This is a genomic window from Streptomyces capoamus (assembly GCF_014654935.1).
Classification (GTDB): domain Bacteria; phylum Actinomycetota; class Actinomycetes; order Streptomycetales; family Streptomycetaceae; genus Streptomyces; species Streptomyces capoamus.
The window spans coordinates 11,869-13,818 of sequence record NZ_BNBF01000046.1 but is presented as its reverse complement, the minus strand read 5'-3'; the positions used below and the strand labels follow the sequence as shown (position 1 = coordinate 13,818).

The following is a 1,950-nucleotide window of genomic DNA, read 5'->3' as shown; positions in this document are numbered from 1 at the left end:
CTTCGACACCGAGCTGCTGGTGCTGGCCGAACGGGCCGGGCTCCGCATCCACGAGGTGCCGGTGGACTGGGTCGACGACCCGGACAGCAGTGTCGACATCCTGGCCACCGCGCTGGCGGACCTGCGCGGGATCGTCCGGATGCGACGCACGCTGGCCCGGCGCCGGCCGAGGCCGGTGTCCCGGTGACCGCGACCCTGTCCGACCCGCGCACCGCGGCCCCCGGCCCCGCGCCCGGATCCCGGTTCGGGGCCGCCGTCCGCCGGCACGGACCGGTCCTCGCCCTGTTCGGCACGCTGAAGCTGGCCGGTTTCTGCTCCTTCATGTACCTGCTGTCCTCCGCCGGGGACTTCCACCGCAAGCACCCGCGGTTCGGCGGCGGCGCGCACGCCTGGGACGTGCTGGCCACCTGGGACGGCTGGTGGTACCAGCAGATCGCGCTGCACGGCTACGACCCGAAGCTCGTCCCCGTCCCGGGCGCCACCGGCCTGATCACGCTGGAGGGCAACTCGGCGGCGTTCTTCCCGCTGTACCCGGCCCTGATGCGGCTGACCTCGGCGGTCACCGGCCTCGGCTCCTACGGCGCCGGCCTGCTGGTCTCCGTCGTGGCCTCCTTCGCCGCCGCCCTCGGCATCTACGCCGTCGCCGAGCGGTTCGGCGGCCGGCGGGCCGGGCTCGCGGCGGCGGGCCTGTGGGCGGTGTGGCCGGGCTCGGGCGTGGAGTGGGCGGTGTACTCCGACTCCCTGTACGTCGCCCTGGCCGCCTGGGCCTGCCACGCCGTGCTGACCCGCCGCTGGCTCACGGCCGGCGTGCTCACCTTCGCGGCCGGCCTCAACCGGCCCACGGCCGCCGCTCTGATCGCCGCGCTCGGGGTGTCCGCGCTGCTCTCCCTGCGTCGCCGCGAGGAGGGGGCGCTGCGTCCGCTGCTCGCCACGGCCCTGGCCCCGCTGGGGCTGCTCGGCTACCTGCTGTGGGTCGGCGACCACATGGGCGACCTGGGCGGCTACTTCAAGCTCCAGTCGGGCGCGTGGGCGCACGAATTCGACTACGGCGAGCAGACCTGGGACGTGCTGACGTCCGTACCGGTGGGCAAGTTCGACTACCTCTTCGCGTACCCCTTCGCCGACGTCGTCGCGGTCGGCGTCATCCTGCTCGCGTGCGCGCTCCTGCCGCTGCTGCTGCGGCTGCGCCCGCCGGCGGTGCTGGTCCTGTACACCGTCCTCACCCTGGCCCTGGTCCTCGGCAGCCAGCAGATCGTCGCCAACATCTCCCGCTACCTGCTGCCCTGCTTCCCGCTGTTCCTGCCGCTCGCGGTCGCCCTGCGCCGGCTGAGCCTGCCCGCGCTGTGCACGCTGCTGGGCACCGCGGCCCTGGCCTCCGGCTCGTACGCCGGGTACGTGCTGTTCGAGCTGGGGGTGCCGTGACCCCGCCCGGCCGGGCGGGGTCACGGCACGAGCGGGCCTAGGCCAGGCTGTCCCGCCACGCCTTGTGCAGGTCCGCGAACCGGCCGGTGCCCGCGATGAGTTCCCGCGGACCGCCGTCCTCCACGATCCGGCCGTGCTCCATCACCAGCACCCGGTCCGCGATCTCCACCGTGGACAGCCGGTGCGCGATCACCACCGCGGTACGGCCCCGCAGCACCGTCGCCATCGCCCGCTGCACCGCCCGCTCCCCCGGCACGTCCAGCGAGCTGGTCGCCTCGTCCAGGATCAGCACCGCCGGGTCCGCGAGCAACGCCCGCGCGAAGGCGACCAGCTGGCGCTGCCCGGCGGAGATGCGGCCGCCGCGCTTGCGCACGTCGGTGTCGTAGCCGTCGGGCAGCGCGCTGATGAACTCGTGCGCGCCGATCGCCTTCGCCGCCTGCTCGATCTCCTCCCGGGTCGCGTCGGGCCGGCCGATCGCGATGTTGTCGGCGACCGTGCCGGAGAACAGGAACGCCTCCTGCGTCACCA

Annotated in this window: 2 protein-coding genes and 1 pseudogene; 2 read left to right on the top strand and 1 reads right to left on the bottom strand. The window is 74.4% G+C overall.

The features are described 5' to 3' along the window. Together IE312_RS43510 and IE312_RS36945 are read left to right on the top strand one after the other, a co-directional pair. Window positions 1-187 (top strand): annotated as a pseudogene (locus IE312_RS43510) (glycosyltransferase family 2 protein); the annotation flags it as partial. Then, window positions 184-1,422, top strand: coding sequence for a putative hexosyltransferase (locus tag IE312_RS36945; protein ID WP_189986696.1), 1,239 nt, complete (start codon window positions 184-186; stop codon window positions 1,420-1,422). The pseudogene IE312_RS43510 and the gene IE312_RS36945, both read left to right, overlap by 4 nt. Before the next feature lie 37 nt (window positions 1,423-1,459). Here IE312_RS36945 and IE312_RS43505 read toward each other — a convergent pair. Next, on the bottom strand, window positions 1,460-1,950 hold a 491-nt coding region (locus IE312_RS43505; RefSeq protein ID WP_229900893.1), incomplete at its 5' end, for an ATP-binding cassette domain-containing protein.